This window comes from Limnohabitans sp. 2KL-17, from assembly GCF_003063415.1.
Classification (GTDB): Bacteria; Pseudomonadota; Gammaproteobacteria; order Burkholderiales; family Burkholderiaceae_C; genus Limnohabitans_A.
The window spans coordinates 20880-38935 of record NZ_NESK01000013.1; the positions used below are offsets into that span (position 1 = coordinate 20880).

At 60.2% G+C, this 18056-nt stretch carries 14 protein-coding genes; 8 read left to right on the forward strand and 6 right to left on the reverse strand.

Annotation, left to right across the window (positions count from 1 at the left end; translation table 11 throughout):
• Positions 1-56: 56 nt before the first annotated feature.
• The gene (hutG, locus tag B9Z45_RS08015) at positions 57-884 is read left to right on the forward strand and encodes an N-formylglutamate deformylase (RefSeq protein ID WP_108406708.1); all 828 of its coding nucleotides are present in this window, start codon (positions 57-59) and stop codon (positions 882-884) included.
• Between the two features lie 193 nt (positions 885-1077).
• Here hutG and gap read toward each other — a convergent pair whose 3' ends face one another.
• The 3 genes from gap to B9Z45_RS08030 form a co-directional block, all read right to left on the reverse strand.
• Positions 1078-2085 (reverse strand): type I glyceraldehyde-3-phosphate dehydrogenase, encoded by a 1008-nt coding sequence (gap, locus tag B9Z45_RS08020; RefSeq protein ID WP_108406709.1) that lies wholly within the window; start codon positions 2083-2085, stop codon positions 1078-1080.
• A gap of 135 nt (positions 2086-2220) precedes the next feature.
• Complete coding sequence (gene tkt, locus B9Z45_RS08025) at positions 2221-4251, reverse strand: transketolase (RefSeq protein ID WP_108406710.1); 2031 nt, start codon at positions 4249-4251, stop codon at positions 2221-2223.
• 208 nt (positions 4252-4459) lie between these two features.
• Positions 4460-5554 (reverse strand): aromatic ring-hydroxylating dioxygenase subunit alpha, encoded by a 1095-nt coding sequence (locus B9Z45_RS08030; RefSeq protein WP_108406711.1) that lies wholly within the window; start codon positions 5552-5554, stop codon positions 4460-4462.
• A 190-nt stretch (positions 5555-5744) separates the two neighbouring features.
• Here B9Z45_RS08030 and B9Z45_RS08035 point away from each other — a divergent pair, with 190 nt between their 5' ends.
• From B9Z45_RS08035 to B9Z45_RS08060, 6 genes are all read left to right on the forward strand, one after another.
• A complete protein-coding gene (locus tag B9Z45_RS08035; protein WP_108406776.1) occupies positions 5745-6455 on the forward strand; it encodes a nucleotidyltransferase family protein in 711 nt (236 codons plus the stop codon).
• Between the two features lie 42 nt (positions 6456-6497).
• Positions 6498-7886: an aminopeptidase P N-terminal domain-containing protein gene (locus B9Z45_RS08040; protein WP_108406712.1), complete on the forward strand. Its 1389-nt coding sequence runs from the start codon at positions 6498-6500 to the stop codon at positions 7884-7886.
• A 28-nt stretch (positions 7887-7914) separates the two neighbouring features.
• A complete protein-coding gene (locus tag B9Z45_RS08045) occupies positions 7915-8508 on the forward strand; it encodes an MOSC domain-containing protein (RefSeq protein ID WP_233252124.1) in 594 nt (197 codons plus the stop codon).
• Between the two features lie 189 nt (positions 8509-8697).
• A complete protein-coding gene (locus tag B9Z45_RS08050; RefSeq protein WP_108406714.1) occupies positions 8698-11001 on the forward strand; it encodes an NADP-dependent malic enzyme in 2304 nt (767 codons plus the stop codon).
• Positions 11002-11155: 154 nt separating this feature from the next.
• Positions 11156-11569 (forward strand): ribonuclease domain-containing protein, encoded by a 414-nt coding sequence (locus tag B9Z45_RS08055; RefSeq protein WP_108406715.1) that lies wholly within the window; start codon positions 11156-11158, stop codon positions 11567-11569.
• A 29-nt stretch (positions 11570-11598) separates the two neighbouring features.
• Complete coding sequence (locus B9Z45_RS08060) at positions 11599-12024, forward strand: barstar family protein (RefSeq protein WP_108406716.1); 426 nt, start codon at positions 11599-11601, stop codon at positions 12022-12024.
• A gap of 304 nt (positions 12025-12328) precedes the next feature.
• Here the strand turns inward: B9Z45_RS08060 and rsmA are convergent, their stop codons facing one another.
• From rsmA to B9Z45_RS08075, 3 genes are read right to left on the reverse strand one after another with little or no spacing between them, the layout of a single operon-like run.
• A complete protein-coding gene (gene rsmA / locus B9Z45_RS08065) occupies positions 12329-13114 on the reverse strand; it encodes a 16S rRNA (adenine(1518)-N(6)/adenine(1519)-N(6))-dimethyltransferase RsmA (RefSeq protein ID WP_108406717.1) in 786 nt (261 codons plus the stop codon).
• Positions 13111-14448, reverse strand: a complete 1338-nt coding sequence (locus tag B9Z45_RS08070) for a peptidylprolyl isomerase (RefSeq protein ID WP_108406718.1) — start codon at positions 14446-14448, stop codon at positions 13111-13113. Before B9Z45_RS08070 ends, rsmA begins: the two co-directional genes overlap by 4 nt.
• Positions 14441-16858 carry an LPS-assembly protein LptD gene (locus tag B9Z45_RS08075; RefSeq protein WP_233252125.1) on the reverse strand — a complete coding sequence of 806 codons (2418 nt, stop codon included), beginning with the start codon at positions 16856-16858 and terminating at the stop codon, positions 14441-14443. Before B9Z45_RS08075 ends, B9Z45_RS08070 begins: the two co-directional genes overlap by 8 nt.
• A 77-nt stretch (positions 16859-16935) precedes the next feature.
• Between B9Z45_RS08075 and B9Z45_RS08080 the strand changes: the two genes are divergently transcribed.
• On the forward strand, positions 16936-18054 hold the full coding sequence (locus B9Z45_RS08080) for an aminoglycoside phosphotransferase family protein (RefSeq protein WP_108406719.1): 1119 nt from the start codon (positions 16936-16938) through the stop codon (positions 18052-18054).
• Positions 18055-18056 lie beyond the last annotated feature (2 nt).

Below are 18056 nucleotides of genomic sequence, written 5' to 3' on the forward strand. Positions count from 1 at the left end.
ACGATATTGATGTTCGCCCGCACTTTTGCAAGTCATCCATCCTGGCAACACACACCATGAACTTTCAAACGACCGAGCCCCCTTTTCGCTTTCGCCAGGGCACACGTCCCTTGCTGATTTCCATGCCGCATGTGGGCACGCATGTGCCGCCCGCGCTGGCGTCACGCCTGACCGACGAAGCTCGGCGCGTGCCCGACACCGACTGGCACCTGGAGCGTCTGTACGACTTTGCCGATGCCCTGGGTGCCTCGGTGCTGGTGGCCACGCATTCGCGTTTTGTGATCGACCTGAACCGGCCACCCGATGGCGCCAGCCTTTACCCCGGCCAAAGCGTGACCGGCCTGTGCCCGGTGGATTTGTTTGACGACCAACCGCTGTACCGTGAGCCGGCTGAACAACCGGATGAAGCAGAGATTGCCCAGCGCCGCGAAGCCATCTGGCAGCCCTACCATGCGCAGCTGGCGCGAGAGCTCACACGCATTCGGTCAGCGCACGGCGCAGCGGCCTTGTGGGATGCGCATTCGATTCGCTCAGTAGTCCCCCGTTTTTTCGAGGGCACCCTGCCCGACCTGAATCTGGGCACGGCCAACGGGGCCAGTTGCAGCCCGGTTCTGGCCGAGCACTTGCTGGCCATTGGCAAACAAGCAGCCCCCTACACCGCCGTGCTGAATGGCCGATTCAAAGGCGGGCACATCACCCGCCAATACGGCAGGCCCGAGCAGGGCATCCATGCGGTGCAACTGGAAATGACCCAATGCACCTACATGCAGGAACAATGGCCGTTTGATTACCTGCCCGAAGTCGCCGCAGGCGTGCAACCCCATGTGCGGCGCATGCTCGAGGCGGTGTTGGCGTTTGTGGAAGCTGCAGCGGTCAAGGCTTGATGCGCGCAAGCGCAACCAAGGCCTGCTGTCACCAATCAAGAGGGCGTACCCGAAGCCGTTTTGTCCGTGGTCACCACGACTCAGATGCCGGCGCCCCGTCGGGGCGATGTGGCAAAGCGAAGCGCCTCTGAGCCCTGGCGGGGCGCCGGCAGCTGAGTCTGCCGCTGGCACCCGCTGCCCGTTCAGACGCAGGTCACTTCTTTTTAGAAACAACCCGCACCATCTCCAGGCACTGCTTGGCGTAACCCCATTCGTTGTCGTACCAGGCGACGATCTTGACGAAGGTTTTGTCCAGCGCAATGCCGGCGGTGGCATCGAACACGCTCGCGCAGGATTCGCCACGGAAATCGGTGGAGACGACTTTCTCGTCGGTGTAGCCCAGCACACCTTTCAAGGCACCTTCGCTTTGCGCCTTCATTTCGGCGCAGATCTCGGCGTAGCTGGCTTCGTTGTTCAGCTCCACGGTCAGGTCAATCACGGACACGTCCGAGGTGGGCACCCGAAAGGCCATGCCGGTGATCTTGCCCTTGATCTCGGGGATCACCACGCCCACAGCCTTGGCCGCGCCGGTGCTGCTGGGGATGATGTTTTCCAAAATCCCTCGGCCACCGCGCCAGTCTTTGCGGGACGACCCGTCCACGGTCATCTGACTGGCGGTGGCGGCGTGCACGGTGGTCATCAGGCCGCGCTTGATGCCCCATTTGTCGTTCAGCACCTTCACCACGGGGGCCAGGCAGTTGGTGGTGCAGCTGGCGTTCGACACGATGCTCTCGCCCGCGTATTTCTTGTGGTTCACGCCGTACACAAACATGGGGATGCTGTCTTTGGAAGGCGCCGAGATCACCACCTTTTTGGCGCCTGCAACGATGTGCATCTGGCTGGTGGGCTCGGTCAGGTAGTGGCCGGTGCACTCGAGCACGATGTCCACGCCCATCGGGCCCCACTGCAAGTTGTGTGCATCGCGTTCGTGCGAAAGCTTGATCTTTTTGCCGTTGACAATCAGGCTGTCTTCCGTGAAGTCCACTGTGCCGTCAAATCGGCCGTGCACGCTGTCGTACTTGAGCATGTAGGCCAGGTAATCAGCGGGCTTCGGGTCGTTGATGCCCATGATCTGGATGTCGGTGAAGCCGTGTTTCAGGGCTGCGCGCAGGGCCAGGCGGCCGATGCGACCGAATCCGTTGATGCCAAGCTTGATGGTCATGGTGAATGCCTTGGGGGAAAAGTTACAAAACGGTTACGTAACCGGTTTTTAAATCAAAACCCTTGCGTGAGCCTGATCCCTGAGCGTGGTTTCGGCACCCGCGGGCGCCGAAACCTTTCAGCCGGTTGTGCCTTGTCAGGCTTTCAGCAGTGCAGCGTGGACCGTGTCGGCCACGTTTTCGGCAGTGAAGCCGAAGTGCTTGAACAAAACAGGGGCGGGGGCCGACTCGCCGTAGGTGTCGATGCCGACCACGGCGGCGCAGCCGTATTTCCACCAGCCGTCGGTAGAACCCATTTCGACCGCCACGCGGGCAACGCCTGCGGGCAGCACACTTTGCTTGTACTCGGTGTCCTGACGGTCAAACACGTTGGTGCTGGGCATGGAGACCACGCGCACACCGATTTTGCGTTCGGCCAGCAGCTTTTGCGCGGCCAGGGCCAGTTGCACTTCAGAGCCGGTGGCGATGATCACGCCGTGGGTCTTCTTGATGCCGACGTGTGCTGGCTCGGACAGCACATAGGCGCCACGGCTGATGTCGCCGAGATCGCTCTTGGGCGAGTAGGCCAGGTTCTGGCGGCTGAGCAGCAAGGCCGAGGGGCGGTGCGCGTTTTGCAGGGCCACGGCCCATGCCACGGTGGTTTCGGCGGTGTCGGCGGGGCGCCAAACGTCCAGGCCGGGGATCAGGCGCAGGCTGGCGGCGTGCTCGATCGACTGGTGGGTCGGACCGTCTTCGCCCAGACCGATGGAGTCGTGGGTGAACACATGGATGATGCGTTGCTTCATCAGCGCGGCCATGCGGATGGCGTTGCGCGAATAGTCGCTGAAGGTCAGGAAGGTGCCGCCGTAAGGGATGTAGCCGCCGTGCAGGGCCAGGCCGTTCATGATCGCGGCCATGCCGAATTCGCGCACGCCGTAGTTGATGTGGCGGCCGATTTTTCCGCTTTCGGTTTTGACCACGTCACCGGCCAGGTCCACGCGGAAAGCCGGGGTGCTCTTGGTGTTGGTCAGGTTCGAGCCCGTCAGGTCGGCAGAGCCGCCCAGCATTTCGGGCAGGGCGGCCGTAAAGGCTTCCAGCGCCAGCTGGCTGGCCTTGCGGCTGGCCACGGTTTCGCCCTGGGTGTGGGCCGCAACGACAGCGTCAAACGCCACCTGGTTGAAGTTCTTGGGCAGATCGCCCTTCATGCGCCGCACGAACTCTTTGGCTTGTGCCGGGAAGGCGGCTTTGTAAGCGGCAAAAGTGGTGTTCCACTTGGCCTCGCGGGCCACGCCTGCAGCCTTGGCGTCCCAATCGGCATAAACCGCTTTGGGGATCTTGAAGGGCTCGGCTGTCCAGCCCAGGGCTTCGCGTGTCAACTTGATTTCTTCAGCGCCCAGAGGCTCGCCGTGGGCCTTGGAAGTGCCCGCGCGGTTGGGCGAGCCCTTGCCGATGGCGGTCTTACAGACGATCAGGGTGGGCTTGTCCGCGCTGTGTTTGGCAGCGGCTATCGCCTTGGACACGGCGCTGGCGTCGTGGCCGTCCACGGCATCGATCACGTTCCAGCCGTAAGCGGCAAAGCGCTGGGGCGTGTTGTCAATGAACCAGGGGGCCACCTGGCCGTCGATCGAGATGCAGTTGTCGTCGTACAGGGCGATCAGCTTGTTCAGCTTCCAGGCGCCGGCCAGCGCGCAGGCTTCGTGGCTGATGCCCTCCATCAGGCAGCCGTCACCCAGGAACACATAAGTGTGGTGGTTGACGATGGTGTGGCCTGCCTGGTTGAACTCGGCGGCCAGCATTTTTTCGGCCAGCGCCATGCCCACGGCATTGGTGACGCCTTGACCCAGCGGGCCGGTGGTGGTTTCCACGCCAGGCGTCACGCCCACTTCGGGGTGACCGGCGGTTTTGCTGTGCAGGGTGCGGAAGTTCTTGAGTTCTTCGATCGGCAGCTTGTAGCCCGTCAGGTGCAGCACCGAATAAATCAGCATCGAGCCGTGGCCGTTCGACAGCACAAAGCGGTCACGGTTGGCCCAGTGCGGGTTTTTCGGGTTGTGCTGCAGGTGGTCGCCCCACAAGGCAACCGCCATGTCGGCCATGCCCATGGGGGCGCCCGGGTGACCCGAGTTGGCTTGTTGAACAGCGTCCATTGCAAGGGCGCGGATGGCGTTTGCCATTTGTTGTTGATTGGCCATGGGGTCAGCTTTCGGGAAGGTATTCTGGAAAACCCGTGATTTTAGCGGTTGTCTGCCAGGCGGTAGCGACTGGCAGCCTGCCATGCAAGGCCTGCACAGGGAGAGTTAGAAGGCCCACCTCAAGGTGTTGGCGGCTTGTGTCCAGGGGAGCGTCTGCCCAAGCGGTGGGCGCATGGGGCGGGCCAGTCTTGGGCTTGAATGGGGCTTCTCAGGCCTTGGCTTCCTTTTGTTGCCGGGCCAGCACATGGCGACGCATGGCCACCGCAGGGGCGTCGGCAGCCACTGAAAACTCGTACAAATCTTCGGCAGGGGTGCTGGCGAGGGCTTGCTCTTGCAGGGCCAGGCCGTCCACATCTTCTTGAAAAGCCACGAACAACTGCTGGTGCATGAAGCGCGTGGTTTCCGCGTCAGCCTGCGCAAAATCGCGCCCATGCACGATGAAGTAGTGCGTGCGGGTGGCCGTCTCGGGGGTGGGCATGTGCGCGGTGCGGATGCGAAAGAGGGCCCGCTCGTTTTCGGGCAAATGACAATCGTAAAACGTCACCGACACCTCGTGCAGCCCCAAACTTCGAAATTCGGAGCGCACGATGCGGGCAGCTTGGCCTTGCCCCGTCAGCCCGGTGGGAATGCCCCACACGGGGGGCAAGGTGGTGGGCACCACGTTGCGCAGCAAGGCGAATTGACCGTCGCCGATTTCGCTTTCAAAAACGGCTTTGGCGTAATCCGGCGTGCCAAAGCTTTTGGCGTGCGAAAAACTCAAATGCGTCAGGTCCAGCAGGTTCTCGTGCAGGCGCACGTAATTGGCTTGCAAGCCCAGATAGCCTTGCGAGCGTTCCCACTCGGCGTCTTCCATCCAGTCTTGCGGTGGCAGTTTGCTCAGGTCGGCCTGCTCGGCATCGCCCATCCAAATCCAGACCACGGCACCGCGCTCATGGGTTCGGTAGGCTTTGATGCCCATGTTTTTGGGACAAGTGGCTTGCGAAGGCACTTCGATGCAGTCGCCCTCGGTGTTGAACCGCAGGCCGTGGTAAGCGCACACGATGGTGTCCTGGTCCAGCGAACCGGCCGAAAGAGGCATGGACCGGTGCGGGCAACGGTCTTCCAGGGCCACAACACGACCATCGGCCGAACGGAAAAAAACCAGGCGCCGGCCCAGCAGGGTGCGGGCCAGCAATTGTTGTTGGACCTCTTCGCCAAAAGCCGCCACATACCAATCGTTCATGACGAAGGGGGTGTGCCGGTCGGCCAGCCGAAGTGCAGCGTTTTGAGCGGCAACGATGACCGTTTGATCAGGGCGTGTCATGGGCGTGTCTCTTTTTTGAGCAGGTGTGACGGTTTCCGTGTGCGGGAGCGGCCAATGGAGTTTATGACCTCGTCTTGGGCTTTTTGTGTCTCGGGAGCGCCTCAAGGCGTGGCAACATCAGAGGATGACCGATCGTTTCCATCCCCCAGCCACGGCCCATGCCTTGAGTGCAGCCCCTCTGGCCCAGGCCATGGTGCTGGCCGCTGGCCGTGGCGAGCGCATGCGCCCCTTGACCGACGCCCTGCCCAAGCCCTTGCTGGCAGTGCGCGGTCAGCCCTTGATGCAGTGGCCCATGCAGGCGCTGGCCCGAGGGGGCTTCACCCGTCAGTTGATCAACACCGCCTGGCTGGGTGAAAAAATTTTGGCTCACTTCGGCGTGCAAGCCAACTGGCCAGGTTTGCCGGTGGTGGACCTGGCTTATTCGCACGAAGGCCAGGACTTTGGCCGAGCGCTGGAGACCGCTGGCGGCATTGTTCGCGCCTTGCCGCAATTGGCCGAAGTCTTCTGGGTGGTGGCGGGCGATGTGTTCGCACCCGACTTTGTCTTCGCACCCGAAGCCCTGCAGCGCTTTGCCGCCAGCCAGCACACCGCTCACTTGTGGCTGGTGCCCAACCCGGCGCACAACTTGGGTGGTGACTTCGGACTCTCGGCAACAGGCCAGGTGCTCAACCTGCCCAAAGGCTCGGTGGGCCGAAACCTGACCTTCAGCACCATTGCGTTGTATAAAAAAACCTTTTTTGCCAACGGCGGCCTTTCTGCCGGCAATCCCGAGGGCGTGGCGCTGGCGCTGGCTCCCCCGCTGCGGGCAGCGATGGACCAGGGCCAGGTTTCGGGCGAGGTGTACGCGGGCGAATGGACCGATGTGGGCACGCCCGAGCGGCTGGCGCAGTTGAACGGTTGACGGCCGCAGTACAGGTTATTGGCCCCCTTCTACAATGTTCAAATGACCTCTCCTACGATCTACGCACAACGCCGTGCCAGCGTCGCTGCCCAGCTGGGCACAGGCGGCATCGCCATCATTCCGACTGCACCTGAGCAGCAGCGCAACCGGGACAGCCATTACCTGTACCGGCACGACAGTTACTTTTATTACCTCACCGGCTTCACCGAGCCGCATGCCACGCTGGTGATCACGGCTGAGGGCGAAGTCACATTGTTTTGCCAGCCAAAGAATCTGGAGCGAGAAATCTGGGACGGCATTCGGCTGGGGCCGGATGCCGCACCCGCCACTTTGGGCCTGAGCCGGGCCTTCCCGATCGGCGAGATGGCCGCGCAAATGCCCAAGTTGCTGGAAAACCGCAGCACGGTCTGGTACCCGTTTGCCATCCATGCAGGTCTTGAAGGCCGTGTGGACGGCTGGCTGCAGTCGGTCCGTTCGCGCGTTCGCTATGGCGCTTTGTGCCCCGATCAGCAGCGTGATCTGTGCAGCATCCTTGACGAGATGCGCCTGGTGAAAGATGCGAACGAGCAGGGCACCATGCGCCGTGCCTCGGCCATCAGCGCCCGCGCCCACATCCGTGCCATGCAGCGCAGCGCCGCCATGCTGCGCGCCGGGCAAGAAGTGCGCGAGTTCCACCTGGATGCCGAGCTGTTGCACGAGTTTCGTCAACACGGCTCGCAGTACCCGGCCTATGGCTCCATCGTGGCCGGCGGGGCCAATGCCTGCGTGCTGCATTACCGTGCAGACACGGCCTTGATCAAAGATGGCGATCTGGTGTTGATTGACGCGGGTTGCGAGCTCGATGGCTATGCCAGCGACATCACCCGCACTTTCCCGGCCAATGGCTTGTTTTCTGGTCCGCAACGCGCCTTGTATGACCTGGTGCTTGCTTCACAAGATGCTGCTGTGGCCGTGACCAAGGCGGGTGCCCGGTTTGTCGATCCACACGAGGCCACGGTGGCGGTGCTGGCGCAGGGCCTGCTCGATGTGGGCTTGCTCGACAAGAACAAGGTGGGCAATGCGCAAGACGTGATTGCCAACCGCAGCTATTTCCAGTTTTACATGCACCGCACAGGCCACTGGTTGGGCATGGATGTGCACGATTGCGGGAGTTACGTGGAACCTTCACAGGTTGGCCAGATCAGTGAGCGCAAAGACCCTTTGAGCGGCGAGACCATCAAAGACCGCCCGAGCCGCATTCTTCAGCCAGGCATGGTGTTGACGATCGAACCAGGTCTGTATATTCGTCCTGCTGTGGGCGTGCCTGAAAAGTTCCACAACATCGGCATTCGCATCGAAGACGACGCCATCGTGACCGAGACCGGTTGCGAGCTGATCACGCGCGGGGTGCCGGTCAAGGCCGACGAGATCGAAGCCCTGATGAAAGCCTGATCGGGGCATGACCCAAGCCGATCCGCGAATGCCAAAAGCCGACCGCGGCACCCTCCTCTCGATCCAGACCGGCCGGGTTCGCCCTTTGATGGTCAGTGGGCGCAAGATGGCTTCGGCCATAGGCAAAACCCCTGTGAGTGGCCCAGTCGAAGTCGGGGTCATGGGCTTGCTTGGCGATGAGCAAGCCGACCCCACTGTGCACGGCGGCTTGAGCAAGGCGGTTTATGCCATGCCTTCAGAGCACTTGCCTTGGTGGCGGGCACAGCGCCAGACCCGGGGCGTGACCCTGTTCGAAGAAGACCTGGCCCCTGGGCTGCTGGGCGAAAATCTCAGCCTGCATGGTGTCCTCGAACAAGACCTGTTCATCGGTGACACCTTGCAGTTTGGCGAGGTGGCCTTGCGCGTGACACAGCCCCGTGAGCCTTGCGGCAAATTCAATGCCGTCATGGCTTATCCGCAGGCGGCCAAGGACATGGTGCTCAGCGGACGATGCGGGTTTTACTTGGCGGTCGACAGGCCGGGCTTCCTGCAAGTCGGCGCCACTTTTGAAGTCATTCCGGGGCCGCGCGCCATAAGCGTGCTGCAAGTCTTGCAGCACAAGGCCTGGAAGCATTTGCGCTGATTCGTGTGCAAAAGTCAAAAGCCAACTCACTTGCCTGGCGTATTGGTATCCTCAAAACCATTTAATCCGGGGTCTACAATGAATTATGACCCGGTTGTCACCCCGTACATCGACACCCTACATTCCATTCAGATTGGCTGCTGATCACTGGCACCCTTGACAGCACACCCCCCAAACGGAGCAAGAACAATGACCAACAAGGTCCAAGCCGAAGAAAAACGCGCACAGCTGCGCAAAGCCGCACTCGAATACCACGAGTTCCCCACCCCCGGCAAGATAGCCATCGCGCCGACCAAGCAGCTGGTCAACCAGCACGACCTGGCTTTGGCCTACTCCCCTGGCGTCGCGGCGCCGTGCGAAGAAATCGTCAAAGACCCGGCTGCGGCCTTCAAATACACCAGCCGGGGCAACTTGGTAGGTGTTGTCACCAACGGCACCGCCGTGTTGGGCCTGGGCGACATCGGGCCACTGGCCAGCAAGCCGGTCATGGAAGGCAAGGGCGTGCTGTTCAAGAAGTTCTCGGGCATCGATGTGTTCGACATCGAGATCAACGAAAAAGACCCGGACAAACTGGTTGAAATCATTGCCGCGCTGGAGCCCACCTTTGGCGGTATCAACCTTGAAGACATCAAAGCCCCCGATTGTTTTTACGTTGAGCGCAAGTTGCGTGAGCGCATGAAGATTCCGGTCTTCCACGACGACCAGCATGGCACGGCCATTGTGGTGGGCGCGGCCATCTTGAACGGCCTGAAAATCGTCAACAAAGACCCTAAAAAGATCAAGCTGGTCACCTCGGGTGCAGGCGCTGCGGCCCTGGCTTGCTTGGGTTTGCTGGTCAAGCTGGGCATCCCGCGTGAAAACATCTGGGTCACCGACCTGGCCGGCGTGGTTTACGAAGGCCGCACCGAGTTGATGGACGAAGACAAAATCCAGTTCGTGCAAAAAACCGACCAGCGCACGCTGGCGCAGGTGATTGAGGGCGCCGATGTGTTTCTGGGCTTGTCTGCCGGCGGTGTGCTCAAGCAAGACATGGTCAGGAGCATGGCCTCCAAGCCGCTGATTTTTGCGTTGGCCAACCCCAACCCCGAAATCGACCCCGAAGACGTCAAGGCCGTGCGCGACGACGCCATCATGGCCACCGGCCGCACCGACTACCCCAACCAGGTCAACAACGTCCTGTGCTTTCCCTACATTTTTCGGGGTGCTCTGGATTGCGGCGCAACCACCATCACTTTGGAGATGGAAATCGCTGCCGTGCACGCCATTGCCGAACTGGCCCAGGCCGAGCAAAGTGAAGTTGTGGCGGCCGCCTATGTGGGCGAACCTTTGGCGTTTGGCCCCGAGTACCTCATTCCCAAGCCGTTTGATCCGCGCTTGATGATGAAAATTGCACCTGCCGTGGCGCAAGCCGCCGCCGAAAGCGGTGTGGCCTCACGCCCCATTCAGGACATGGATGCATACCGCGAAAAGTTGCAAGGCTTTGTCTACGCCTCCGGCACCATGATGAAGCCCATTTTCACGGCTGCCAAGCGGGCCCTTAAAAAGCGCATCGCCTACAGCGAAGGCGAGGAAGAACGCGTCTTGCGTGCCTCCCAGATCGTGGTGGACGAAGGCCTTGCCCGCCCGACCCTGATTGGCCGCCCTGCCGTGATTGCAGAACGCATTGAAAAATTCGGCCTGCGCCTGAAAGAAGAACTCGATTACGACGTGGTCAACGTGGAGATGGACCACCGCTATCGTGATTTCTGGCAGACCTACCACCGCATGACCGAGCGCAAGGGCGTGACCGAGCAGATCGCCAAGATCGAAATGCGACGCCGTTTGTCGCTGATTGGCGCCATGTTGCTGCACAAAGGCGATGTGGACGGCATGATTTGCGGCACCTGGGGGACCAACCCCATGCACCTGAATTACATCGACCAGGTCATTGGCAAGCGGGCTGGCGTCCATACCTTTGCCTGCATGAACGGCTTGATGCTGCCGGGCCGTCAGGTCTTCATGGTCGACACCCATGTGAATTACGACCCCACAGCCGAGCAATTGGCCGAGTTCACCGTCATGGCGGCTGAGGAAATGCGACGTTTTGGTATTCAGCCCAAGGCGGCCTTGTTGTCCCATTCGAACTTCGGCTCCTCCAACCAGCCCAGCGCCATCAAAATGCGCGACGTCCTGGACTTGCTTCGCAAAAAAGCGCCTTGGCTCGAAGTGGATGGCGAAATGCACGGCGACGTGGCACTCGACACGGCCGCACGCCAAGCCATCATGCCCAACAGCAGCTTGCTGGGAGATGCGAATTTATTGGTTTTGCCGAACATTGATGCCGCCAATATTGCCTACAACCTGCTCAAGACCGCGGCGGGTGGCAACATCGCTGTGGGCCCTGTTTTGCTGGGTGCTGCCAAGCCGGTTCACATCCTGACGCCCAGCACCACGGTGCGACGGATTGTGAACATGACGGCCCTGACGGTGGCCGATGCCAACGCTGCGAGATAAGCCATAAAACATAAGCTCGTGCTCACTTAAAGAGCGAATGCCCGGACAAGCTTTGCCTATTTATTGGGCATCCTATTGCTTTTTTATGTCGCTTGCCTCACACTAGCGCCTTCGAGTGTTCGGGTTAACCCGGGGACTTCTGAAAGGTGTTTTCATGAAGGTGGCGCGACAAATCGCCTCTCTGCAGCGCTGGTTACCAGTGCTTTTGGGGTTGGCATTATCAATTTGCACTTTAACGGTGCAAGCCCGTCCAGCCACCGATGCCCAAGCTTCACCCGCTTTGCAGGTGACAGATTTGCCGCGAGAAGGCCAAGAAACGTACCAACTCATCCGCAAGGGCGGTCCTTTTCCTTATGAAAAGGACGGTACGGTTTTTGGCAACCGCGAGCGTCTTCTGCCTCGTCAAACGCGGGGGTTTTACCTTGAATACACCGTCAGAACACCTGGCCTAAAGCATCGCGGAGCGCGGCGCATCGTTTGCGGTGGCCCAGTGCCCCGCAATCCACAGACCTGTTACTACACACAAGACCATTACGCGAGTTTTCGCGTGATTGTCGACAAGCCTTGATTTTTTGACCTTAGAGAAAGACCACGGAGATGGACACGCCGATTCGTCACGACCTTGAAACGCCCCTGAAGGGTGTTCGGTCCAACATCGTGCAGTCGATCCGCGCTTACCGCGTGAGCGACTTGCAAGATGCCGCCCAAAACCTGGGCCACCACTTTTTGTATGCCAATCTGGCCGAAGCCCAGAGCAAACAGGATGTGCTGGACCTGATTGGTGCGCAATTCACGCTGCCTTCGCACTTTGGCAAGAACTTCGATGCCTTGTACGACTGCATGACCGATCCATTGCACAAGTCCGGCCCTCAGCCTGGCTTTATTGTGGTGCTGGAGCAAATACCCGCACACGCCAAGTTCGACAAGGAAGCCCGCGAGCAATTGCTGGACATCTTCCGGGATACGGCAGATTACTGGGGGGACAGGAAGATACCCTTCCGATGCTTCTATTCTTTTCTGTAGCCCGTTCTGCGCAAAATAGCCAAGCAGGACGGGCGAATGAGGCACAAACCGAGGACGCTGTGATGGGCGAATCGGTCGAAGAGGGCGAAAAAATGCCCACCGACAAATTGGTGGACGTGTCGCCCTTGGCGCTGCGCATGAGCAGCCCATTCAACGCAGGTTACTGGCTCGCAGCCGCCTGAAGTTCTTGAAGGCCCCTTGCTGCTGAGGCAGGGCCTGAATGTAAAAAAGCCCGTCCATGTGACGGGCTTTTTCATGGGCCAGTGGCTTTTTGAAATGGCTTAGCAGGTCTTGTGTGTCTGGCTCAGACCGCTTGTGCCAGCGCGACGAACTCGGCCACGGGTACTTCTTCAGCCCGGCGCTGCACGTCAAAGTTGCCGGCAAAGCCCTTTTCTTCGAGCCACCTGCCTAAAGTGTTGCGCAATATCTTGCGGCGCTGGCTGAAGGCCACCTGCACCAGGGTTTCAAGTGTTTTGACATTCAGTTGGGGCGGTGTGGCCAGTGGCACCATGCGCACCACGGCGCTGTCCACTCGCGGGGGCGGGTCAAAGCTTGCAGGCGGCACAAACAAAACATTGGCCATGTCGTAGCGCCACTGCAGCATGACCGAGAGTCGGCTGTAATCGGACGTACAGGGCTTTGCCACCATGCGGTCAATCACTTCTTTTTGCAGCATGAAGTGCTGGTCTTCGATCACATCGACCTGGGCCAGCAAATGGAACAGGATGGGGGTCGAGATGTTGTAGGGCAGGTTGCCGACAACCCGAATTTTTTCCTTTGAAGCCACAGCGCCTGCTGTGTTGGCCAGCATCTGTGCCGCAAGGGCTCTGAAGTCCACCTTCAGCACGTCCGACTCCACCACCGACAGGTGTGGGTGCTCGCGCAAGCGCACAGCCAGGTCGCGGTCCAGTTCGATCACCGTCAGGTGGCCCAGACGCTCCACCAGGGGCTGGGTCAAAGCGGCCAGACCAGGACCGATCTCGACCATGGCTTGACCCGCTTCCGGTTTGATGGCGTCCACAATAGCGCCAATGATGCCGCCATCGGTCAGGAAGTGCTGGCCAAATCGTTTGCGTGCAATGTGCTTCATTGCGGTGGCTCGCGCATCTCGACATAGGCGCGGCTTCGAATGTCTTCAACCCAAGTGGCATAAGCTTCATCCAGCTTCTTTTCGCGCAAGGCGCTGCGAGCCATGGCGCGTTGTTCCTGATCGCTCATGGGTGCGCTGCGTCGGTCGGTGACTTCGATCAGGTGGACGCCAAAGCGGGATACCAGCGGAGCTGCCACTTGGCCTGGGCGCAAGCCGTTCATGACTTGTTCGAACTCGGGCACAAACATGCCCGGGTTGGCCCAACCCAGGTCGCCGCCTTGTTGTGCGCTGCCGTCCTGTGACATCTCGCGGGCCATGGCGGCGAAATCCGCCTTGCCTGACAGCACAGCTTGGCGAACCTCGGTCAGGCGGTCTACGGCTTGGGCTTGCGACATTTGCGCTGAAGGGCGCAGCAAAATGTGGCGGGCCCGGGTTTGCGTCACGAGCAGGGTGTTGGCCTGGCGCCGCTCAATGACTTTGAGAATGTGAAAACCTGCAGCCGAGCGAACGGGCGCAGCGACTTCACCCGCATTCAGACTGCTTGTGGCTTCAATGAACAAATCGGGGTAGCGGTCGGCAGGGCGCAAGCCCATGTCACCGCCATTGGCACCCCGGTCGGCGGTTTGAGAAAAAGTTTTTGCCAGTTCGGCGAAGTTTTCGCCGCCGCGGGCGCGGCGTGCAATGTCGGTGGCGCGCGCGCTCAAGGCCTGGATGGCTTGTTCTGTGCTGTTTTCAGGCACGGCGATCAAGATCATGCCCAAGTTCAATTGGGCAGGCACCTGTGCCGCTTGTGCCTTCAGCTGTTCACGCAAAAATTGCTCGACTTCCAGGTCGCTGACACGCACACGGCCTTCAACCTCACGCTCACGCAAGCGGCTGAGCGTTAACTGGGTGCGCAGTTGCGCACGAAACGTACTCAGTGAGATGCCGTCTTGTGCCAGACGTTTGTACATTTCTTCACGCGTCAACTGGTTGCTGGCAGCCACGTTGAGTTCGGCTTGATCGATGGCCTCGTTTTCAATTTTGATACCGGCGTCCCTTGCTTGCTGCAACTGCGCTTTCTCGTTGATGAGTTGCTCTATGGCCAAGCGGGTGAGCTCATCCGGTTCGGATTTGTTGCCTCGGCTGGCCGATTCCTTGGCCAGGCGTTGGCGCAATGCCTGCACTTCCTGGTTGGTGATGGGCTCGGAGTTCACCACCGCCACAATGAAATCAGCCTGTCGAATGGCCGCAGTCGGGGTTTGTGCCAAGGCCCCTGAGGCGCCAAGCCAAGCGATGGTGCCCAGGACGGAGGCCAGCAAAGCTGAGCGGGCAGGAGAGATCAGGTTATTCATAGTGCTGGAACCGACTGGGTTGAACCGTGCTGTCGCGCAGGTATTGGTAGCGGGGAATGTTGTCACTCAGGCTCTTCAAGGGGCTGATGCCTACGCGTGCCAAACCGATGAACTCGAGTTGAAAAAGGATGCGGCTGGTGGCGTTCGAGGCGCTGGCGCTGGTGATGTTGGTTTGAAGGCGCTGGAAGGCGATTCGGCCAAGCCAGCAACCCGCATCGTATTCGAGACCCAGCAACGTGTCCACGAGACTGCGCTCTTTCAGGCTGTAATTGAGCCGGCCGACCGTGTACCAGCGATCCGGGCCAAGGCCCTGACCGGGCGCGCGCGACCAGGCGGTATCCGCTTGCTGGTCGGTGTTCCCCACCATGTCGCTCAAAGGCCACTGCCACCCCAGATCCAAAAACGCAGAGTTGGGGGTGACCTGGTTGTTGGATCGATAAGCCGCATTGATGACACGGTAGGGGCTTGGGCTGTAGCGTCCTTGCAGCGTGGTTCGGTTGATCTCGTGTGTCTGGTTTTTGGCCTGGATGGTGCCTTCTAATGCCCAGCGGTCATCCCACCGGATACCGGCGCCGAACAAAATGTCACTCAAGCCTGCAGAGACGATCGGTTGATTTTTTTCGAGCCCGACAAGCTGGTCTGTATATCGGATGCGTTGTGCCACACCCACCCTGAGCATTTCAGCGCCGTTGCCTGCATCAAAAAAGCGGCTGCTCACGCCCAGCGTCAGCGCATTATTGTCCACCAGTCTGTCATGACCAACGTAAGTGTTCTCGCTGAAAATCGTGGACAAGTTGAAGTCGGTGGCGCCAGTGTCATAAATAGGCAGCATGTCCTGATTTTTGAAAGGCGTGCGAGCGTAAAAGGCACGTGGTTCGAGTGTCTGCAACACATCACGGCCAAACCACCGGGTTTCGCGTTCAAACACCAAGCCGGAATCCAAACTGAAGGTGGGCAGGACACGGTTCACCGAGAGTGCGCCATTGTCCAAAGTGTTGTCCATTTGGTAGCGCGTAGCATGCAGCTGCAATTTGGGTGTCAAGAATCCCCAGGGGCGTATCCAGGGGCGGCTGACCTGGGCTTGCACAAAGCTGCGCTCGCCATTGCGCGGTTTGGCATTGACAAGACTGGGCACACGAGAAAAGTCGGCCTCAAAGCGCGTGGTGTCACCCACCACTGACCAATCGAGGCCTTCTGCGTTCGATTGGCTATAGCGCATGGTGATTTGGGGTGCCCTGTCATAGGGCGGTGCAAGGTCTTGCAGGTTTTGCCAGCGTTGCATTTGCGCGGTCATGCTGAAGTCGCCGCGCCCCCAGGACAAAACCCCCGTGGACGGCAGGACACGCTGCGTGAGCAGCAGGCCCGAGCGCGGAAAGTCCCGCCAATAATTTTTGTCACTGACCCGGTTCAAACGCAGGTCCAGACCCACGCTGCCCAGCCCGGTGTCAATGCTGCCATTGTGTTGAGTGGACAAGCCCCACCGGCGCTCATCTCGCAATTTGTCGAAGGGCATCAAGTTCAAACGCACTTGGCCCCTGTAGCCTTGTTCCAAATAACGCAATTCGGTGTCGGCAGCGATGCCGCGCTGGCTCATCACGTGGGTGACCATAGTGGCATCGCGGTTAGGAGCGATGTCAAAGTAATAAGGTTGTGCCACTTCCACGCCGTTGACCGTGTCGATGCTCAAGAGCGGCGGCAGGAAGCCTGATTTGCGCTCGTTGGTCAAAGGCAAGCTGATCGATGAAGCCGTCAAAACAGGGATGTCGTGAAAACGGAACTCCACCCCTTCAACGATGACGGTGGACTCTTCCTCGTCGATGCGCATCTGCGTGGCTTTCAGCAGCCACTCGGGCAACCATTCCGGGCCCGGTTTGCGGCGGCATGTTGTGTAGCTGGCCTGGCGAATGATGGCGCGCTTGTTGTCTACAAACTCGACTTCTGCCGCTTGTCCGTAACCCCCGCTGCTGTAAAGCTCAAAATCAGGTTTCTCAAAAATGCCCTGGAAGCTGTCCACCTTGAGCCTCAAGCGCGGACCGACGAAAACACTGCTTTCACGGCTGACGCGCACGTGCCCTGAGGCGTCCACCACATCCTGTGTCTGGTCGTAGTCCACCCGGTCCGCACGCACAGCCAGGCCGGGTCGCCGGATGCTGGCCTGCCCCTCCACCACCAGGTCCATGTCCGGACGGACGGTGATCTGTTGGCCGTTCACAAAAACAGCGCCTTCGGCTTGCTGACGGGTGGAGATATTTTCTTCAAGCAAAGGGCTGCTGCGCAGGGGCAAGCCAAGGGGCTGGGAGTGGGCCCAGCCCATGCCGACGGTCAGCACCGCCACCACGGCCAGCGCACGCGGGGCAAAGCCTGCAAGGGAAGGCGACAGCAAGGACGGCGAAGCGAAATGGGTGACCACAGGGGAAATGTAATAAAAGAGTCAGCCTGTCGTTGCCCGAAGAAGGCGGCATCAGGCTTTGTAAAATGGGATTATCCATGAGCCACCTTCCCCTATCCTCCCCCCTCCCTCCGGCGCCGGGTTCTGACGTCAGCTGGGCTGACCCCGCCCGTCAGGTTTTGTTCCATCAATGGCTGTCAGACAACTGTGAGGCGCAGGGGCTTTTGCCAGATACCTTGCGCATTGCATCGGCCGATGCCAGCTTCAGGCGGTACTTGCGCGTGGACACCAGGCAAGGTGAAAGCCGCATCGTCATGGACGCGCCCCCAGACAAGGAAAATTCGGAGCCCTTCGTCCGGATTGCGGCCCTGATGCACGCCGCAGGCCTGCATGCGCCCGAGGTGCTGGACTGGCAAGAAGCCTGCGGCTTCATGCTGCTGAGCGACTTGGGCGATGCCACCATGATGTCTGCCATCGACCCCGAGCGCCCCCAGGCCAACCATGGGCTGTACATGCAGGCTGTTGACACGCTGATTCAGTGGCAACTGGCCTCGCGCACGGGTGTTTTGCCGCCCTACGACGCAGCTTTGTTGAACCGCGAACTCGGCTTGTTCCCGGACTGGTATCTGGCCCGGCACAGGGGCGTCGTGCTGGAAGGCAAGAACCGGGAGGTTTTTGACAAGGCTTTTGCCCTGATCGTGCAGCGCAACCTGGCCGCCCCCAGCGTGTTTGTGCACCGTGACTTCATGCCGCGCAACCTGATGATGCCCCACGGAACGGGTCCTCGCAGCGGGCAGTTGGGGGTGCTGGATTTTCAGGACGCGGTCTATGGCCCGATCACTTACGACGTGGCCAGCCTGATGCGCGACGCCTTCCTGACCTGGGACGAAGACTTTGTGCTGGACATCACCATCCGGTATTGGGAAAAAGCCCGCAAGGCCGGTTTGATGGACTTTGAAGACTGGCACAGCGACTTCGGGGCTTTTTACCGGGCGGTCGAGTGGATGGGCTTGCAGCGCCACCTCAAAGTGGCGGGTATTTTTGCCCGCCTGACCTTGCGCGACGGCAAGCCCAAATACCTGGCCGATGCACCACGCTTTTTGCACTACATCCGCACCACCGCTGACCGCTACCGCGAGCTGGGTCCTTTGCTCAAGCTGATCGACGAGATCGAAGGCACGACCCCTCAGGTCGGCTTGGCTTACGGGCGCATGTGAGC

What these genes read in the sequence shown, in the direction of transcription:
- B9Z45_RS08055 (WP_108406715.1), top strand. Translation starts at nt 11,156, where the DNA reads ATGAAGGTGGCGCGACAAATCGCCTCTCTGCAGCGCTGGTTACCAGTG.
- B9Z45_RS08040 (WP_108406712.1), top strand. Translation starts at nt 6,498, where the DNA reads ATGACCTCTCCTACGATCTACGCACAACGCCGTGCCAGCGTCGCTGCC.
- B9Z45_RS08030 (WP_108406711.1), bottom strand. Translation starts at nt 5,554, where the DNA reads ATGACACGCCCTGATCAAACGGTCATCGTTGCCGCTCAAAACGCTGCA.
- B9Z45_RS08035 (WP_108406776.1), top strand. Translation starts at nt 5,745, where the DNA reads ATGGTGCTGGCCGCTGGCCGTGGCGAGCGCATGCGCCCCTTGACCGAC.
- B9Z45_RS08050 (WP_108406714.1), top strand. Translation starts at nt 8,698, where the DNA reads ATGACCAACAAGGTCCAAGCCGAAGAAAAACGCGCACAGCTGCGCAAA.
- B9Z45_RS08080 (WP_108406719.1), top strand. Translation starts at nt 16,936, where the DNA reads ATGAGCCACCTTCCCCTATCCTCCCCCCTCCCTCCGGCGCCGGGTTCT.
- B9Z45_RS08060 (WP_108406716.1), top strand. Translation starts at nt 11,599, where the DNA reads ATGGACACGCCGATTCGTCACGACCTTGAAACGCCCCTGAAGGGTGTT.
- hutG (WP_108406708.1), top strand. Translation starts at nt 57, where the DNA reads ATGAACTTTCAAACGACCGAGCCCCCTTTTCGCTTTCGCCAGGGCACA.
- tkt (WP_108406710.1), bottom strand. Translation starts at nt 4,251, where the DNA reads ATGGCCAATCAACAACAAATGGCAAACGCCATCCGCGCCCTTGCAATG.
- B9Z45_RS08045 (WP_233252124.1), top strand. Translation starts at nt 7,915, where the DNA reads ATGCCAAAAGCCGACCGCGGCACCCTCCTCTCGATCCAGACCGGCCGG.
- B9Z45_RS08070 (WP_108406718.1), bottom strand. Translation starts at nt 14,448, where the DNA reads ATGAATAACCTGATCTCTCCTGCCCGCTCAGCTTTGCTGGCCTCCGTC.
- gap (WP_108406709.1), bottom strand. Translation starts at nt 2,085, where the DNA reads ATGACCATCAAGCTTGGCATCAACGGATTCGGTCGCATCGGCCGCCTG.
- rsmA (WP_108406717.1), bottom strand. Translation starts at nt 13,114, where the DNA reads ATGAAGCACATTGCACGCAAACGATTTGGCCAGCACTTCCTGACCGAT.